Origin of the sequence: Kitasatospora putterlickiae, from assembly GCF_039527695.1 — a bacterium.
GTDB classification, from domain to species: domain Bacteria; phylum Actinomycetota; class Actinomycetes; order Streptomycetales; family Streptomycetaceae; genus Kitasatospora; species Kitasatospora putterlickiae.
The window spans coordinates 1-4,573 of record NZ_BAAAKJ010000454.1 but is presented as its reverse complement, the minus strand read 5'-3'; the positions used below and the strand labels follow the sequence as shown (position 1 = coordinate 4,573).

The following is a 4,573-nucleotide window of genomic DNA, read 5'->3' as shown; positions in this document are numbered from 1 at the left end:
CGCGACGACGCGACTGGTCACCCGGCTGGAGGACCGCGGACTGCTGCTGCGCTACCTGTGCCCCACCGACCGCCGCGGCATCTACACCAATGTCAGCGTGGAGGGGCTGAAGCTGCTGGAGGAGGCCCGGCCGACCAATGACGCCGCGCTCCGCGAGGCACTCGACGAGGCCGCGCGCAATCCCGAGCTGGCCTCGCTGGTCGAGGCCGTCGAGGCCGTGCCGACCCCGGCGCGCCTCGGCTAGGCCCTCCCACCCGGCCCGCAGACCTCCCGCAAACCGGCCCCGGCACCTCGCCGGGGCCGGTTTTCGCATGCCCGGGCCCCTTCACACCACCCGCTCCTCACCATGTGACCGCCGACATCCAGAGAACGACCACAGCCAGCGCTTGCACTTATAGCGCGCCTGCAACTATTGTGGAGACACGCAAGGAGCTCACTCAAGCAATCACAGAAGGGTCGGGCCCAATGCCTCTCGCACTGCTCGCTCTGGCCGTCGGCGCCTTCGGCATCGGCACCACCGAATTCGTGATCATGGGCCTGCTGCCCGAGATCGCCGCCGACTACGGCGTCTCCATCCCCACCGCGGGCCTGCTGGTCACCGGCTACGCGCTCGGCGTGGTCCTCGGCGCTCCGCTGCTGACCGTGCTCGGCACCAAGGTCAGCCGCAAGCGGATGCTGATGCTGCTGATGGGCCTGTTCGTGCTCGGCAACCTGGTCTCGGCCCTCGCCCCCTCGTTCGGCGTGATGCTCACCGGCCGCGTGGTCGCCTCGCTCGCCCACGGCGCGTTCTTCGGCATCGGCTCCGTCGTCGCCGCCGAACTGGTCGCCCCGGACAAGAAGGCCGGCGCCATCGCCACCATGTTCACCGGCCTCACCGTCGCCAACATCGTCGGCGTGCCGCTCGGCACCTACATCGGGCAGGCCGTCGGCTGGCGCACCACCTTCGCCATCGTCGCCGTGCTCGGCGTCGTCGGCCTGCTCGGCATCGCCAAGCTGGTCCCCGCCACGCCCCGGCCCGAGGGAGCCCACCTGCGCCGCGAGCTGACCGCCTTCCGCAACCCGCAGGTCCTGCTCGCCATGGCGATGACCGTGCTCGGTTTCGGTGGTGTCTTCGCCGCGATCACCTACATCGCCCCGATGATGACCAACGTGGCGGGCTACTCGGACGGCGCGGTCACCTGGCTGCTGGTCCTCTTCGGCATCGGGATGTTCCTCGGCAACCTGCTCGGCGGCAAGTACGCCGACCGCCGGCTGATGCCGATGCTCTACACCACCCTGGGCGGCCTCGCCGTCGTGCTCGCCCTGTTCACCTTCACCGCGCACAACAAGGTGCTCGCCGCCATCACCATCGTGCTCGTCGGGGCGCTCGGCTTCGCGACCGTCCCGCCGCTGCAGAAGCGGGTGCTGGACCAGGCGCACGGGGCGCCCACCCTGGCCTCCGCCGTGAACATCGGCGCCTTCAACCTCGGCAACGCGCTCGCCGCCTGGCTCGGCGGCATGGTCATCTCCGCCGGCCTCGGCTACACCTCGCCCAACTGGGTCGGTGCCGTCCTCGCCGCCGCGGCCCTCGGCCTCGCCTTCTGGTCCGCCGCCCTGGAGCGCCGCGCCCCGGCCACCGCGACCACCGCCGGCCCCGTCGCCACCGCGGTCGCCGCCCACCACTGACCTCCCTCCCTCCGGCTCCCCCTCACCTCAGGAGAACCAGCACCATGAGCACCACCGCCGTCACCCCGCTGACCACCGCCGACGCCGAGACCCTGATCTCCGCCGCCCGCGCCGCCGCCGAGGCGGCCGGGGTCCCGGTCAGCGTCACCGTCCTCGACGCCGGGGGCCACCTGCTCGCCTTCCGCCGCGACGACCGGGCCGTCCTCATCTCCGGCGAGACCAGCACCCGCAAGGCGTACACCGCGCTGCAGCTGAACGCCCCGACCGCCGACCTGGTCGACCTGGTCAAGCCCGACGGCCCGTTCCACTCGCTGCCGACCGCCCTCGACCGGCCGCTGCTGTTCATCGCCGGCGGCATCCCGGTCCACCGCGACGGCCGCCTCGTCGGCGCCATCGGCCTCGGCGGCGGCGCCCCGGAGCAGGACCACTCCTTCGCCACCGCCGCCCTCCAGGAACTGGCCCGATGAGCCGCACCCCGCGCGAGGTCTTCGCCGACCACGGCGGGCGCCTGGGCACCGGGGACCTCGACCACATCGCCGGGAACTACACCGAGGACGCCGTCCTCATCACCCCCGACGGCGAGTTCCGGGGCCACGACGGGGTCCGGCGGGTGATCGGCCGGCTGCTGGCCGACCTGCCGCGGGCGGAGTGGTCACTGACCCCGCGGTTCGCCGGCGAGATCCTCTTCCTCCGCTGGACGGCCGCCACCGCGACCCACCGGGTCGCCGACGGCACCGACACCTTCGTCTTCCGCGACGGCCTCATCAGTGCCCAGACCGTCCGCTACACCCTCACCAACCGCACCAACTGAAAGGCCGGTACCACCATGAGCACCCCCACCGTCCCCACCGTGAAGCTCAACAACGGCGTCGAGATCCCCCAGCTCGGCTTCGGCGTCTTCCAGGTCCCCGACGACCAGACCACCGCCGCCGTCGCCTCGGCCCTGGAGGCCGGCTACCGCAGCATCGACACCGCCGCGATCTACGGCAACGAGGCCGGCGTCGGCCGGGCCCTCGCCGAGGGCGGCGTGCCGCGCGAGGACCTGTTCATCACCACCAAGCTGTGGAACGCCGACCAGGGCTACGACGAGACCCTGCGCGCCTTCGACACCAGCCTCGCCAAGCTGGGCCTGGAGACCCTGGACCTCTACCTGATCCACTGGCCCACCCCGGCCCGGGACCTGTACCTCGACTCCTGGCGGGCCATCGAGCGCCTCGCCGCCGAGGGCCGGATCCGCGCCGCCGGCGTCTCCAACTTCCAGCCCGCCCACCTGCGGCGCCTGCTGGACAACAGCGAGCTCGTGCCGGCCGTCAACCAGGTCGAGCTGCACCCCGGCCTGCAGCAGGCCGAGCTGCGCGCCTTCCACGCCGAGCACGGCATCGCCACCGAGGCGTGGAGCCCGCTCGCCCAGGGCGCCGTCCTCGACGACCCGGCGGTCACCGCGATCGCCGAGCGCACCGGCAAGTCCCCGGCCCAGGTGGTGCTGCGCTGGCACCTCCAGCTGGGCAACGTCGTGATCCCCAAGTCCGTCACCCCGGCCCGGATCCGCCAGAACCTCGACGTCTTCGACTTCGAGCTGACCGGCGAGGACATGACCGCGATCGCCGCGACCGACCGCGGCCTGCGCACCGGCCCGCACCCGGACCAGTTCAACTGATCCTCCCGACGCCCCCGCACCCGTTCCGCACGGCCCCCGGCCCTCGGCCCGAGGCCCTCGCCCCCCGGCCCCCGGCCCCGGGCCCGGGCCCCGGAAGGATCCCTCATGACCTCCGCCCACCCCGCCCTCGCCCGTCTCGCCCCCGGCGACGGCCGGCTCACCCTGGGCCTCGAACTGCCCCTCGACAACGACTGGGGCCCCGAGCGCGGGCGCGCCGACCGCGCGGCCGGCCGGCCCTTCGGCGTCCCCGACCTCACGGCGCACACCGAGCGCGCGCGGCTGGCCGACCGGCTCGGCTTCGCCGCCCTGTGGCTGCGCGACGTCCCGCTCTACGACCCGCTCCAGTTCGGCGACGCCGGCACCGTCTTCGAGACCTTCACCCACCTCGGCCACCTCGCCGCCGTGACCGAGAACGTCGTCCTCGGCACCGCCGCGGTCGTGCTGCCGCTGCGCGAGCCGCTGCTCGTCGCCAAGGCCGCCGCCACCGTCGACGTGCTGTCCGGCGGGCGGATGATGCTCGGTCTGGCCAGCGGCGACCGCCCGGTGGAGTACCCGCTGTTCCGCCGCGACTTCCAGTCCCGCGGCACGGCGTTCCGTGAGGGCGTCGCGACCCTGCGGGCGGCCTGGCGCGGCGGGCCGCTGGAGCTGCCCGGGGTCGGCCTCGGCGCGGACCGGCAGCTGGAGGTGCTACCGCGGCCGGCGCACCCGTCCGGGATCCCGATCGCCGTGGCCGGCGGCGCGCAGCAGAGCCCGGACTGGATCGCCGAGAACGTCGACGCCTCCCTCAACTACCCGCGCGACCTGGGCGCGCTGCGGATCAGGACGCGGGAGTGGCAGGCGCTGACCGGCGGCGGCAAGCCGTACCTGACGCCCATGGTCCTCACCCTCCAGGAGGACCCGGACGCCCCGGCCAGCCCCATCCGGCTGGGCCTGAGCACCGGTCGCCACGCCCTGGTGGAGCACCTGAAGACGATGGCCGGGCTCGGCGTCGCCCATGTCTCGTTCAACCTGCGCCCCAACGACCGGCCGGTCGAGGAGCTGCTGCACGAGCTCGCCGAGCACGTGCTGCCGCACTTTCCGACGCCCGAGGCCTTGCATTAACCCGCGCATGCAACTATTGTTGGTGCATATAAGGAGCTTCCGCATCTAGTGGGAACCCCGAACCCCTTCACCCACCCTTCACTCCTCGCGGAGGAACTGTCATGTCCCTGAAGAACATCCTTCCCGGCCAGCTCGGCTTCGGCACCGCCC

General features: G+C 73.0%; 5 protein-coding genes and 1 pseudogene. All 6 read left to right on the top strand.

Features of this window, described 5'->3' with window-relative positions; all coding sequences use genetic code 11:
- A pseudogene (locus ABD308_RS36510) lies at window positions 1-244 on the top strand (MarR family transcriptional regulator); the annotation flags it as partial.
- A 221-nt stretch (window positions 245-465) separates the two neighbouring features.
- On the top strand, window positions 466-1,665 hold the full coding sequence (locus ABD308_RS36505; RefSeq protein ID WP_344344532.1) for an MFS transporter: 1,200 nt from the start codon (window positions 466-468) through the stop codon (window positions 1,663-1,665).
- 44 nt (window positions 1,666-1,709) lie between these two features.
- On the top strand, window positions 1,710-2,132 hold the full coding sequence (locus ABD308_RS36500) for a GlcG/HbpS family heme-binding protein (RefSeq protein ID WP_344344530.1): 423 nt from the start codon (window positions 1,710-1,712) through the stop codon (window positions 2,130-2,132).
- On the top strand, window positions 2,129-2,476 hold the full coding sequence (locus tag ABD308_RS36495) for a nuclear transport factor 2 family protein (protein WP_344344528.1): 348 nt from the start codon (window positions 2,129-2,131) through the stop codon (window positions 2,474-2,476). Before ABD308_RS36500 ends, ABD308_RS36495 begins: the two co-directional genes overlap by 4 nt.
- Window positions 2,477-2,491: 15 nt before the next feature.
- Complete coding sequence (locus ABD308_RS36490) at window positions 2,492-3,322, top strand: aldo/keto reductase (RefSeq protein WP_344344526.1); 831 nt, start codon at window positions 2,492-2,494, stop codon at window positions 3,320-3,322.
- A gap of 105 nt (window positions 3,323-3,427) precedes the next feature.
- The gene (locus tag ABD308_RS36485; RefSeq protein ID WP_344344524.1) at window positions 3,428-4,423 is read left to right on the top strand and encodes a TIGR03571 family LLM class oxidoreductase; all 996 of its coding nucleotides are present in this window, start codon (window positions 3,428-3,430) and stop codon (window positions 4,421-4,423) included.
- Window positions 4,424-4,573 lie beyond the last annotated feature (150 nt).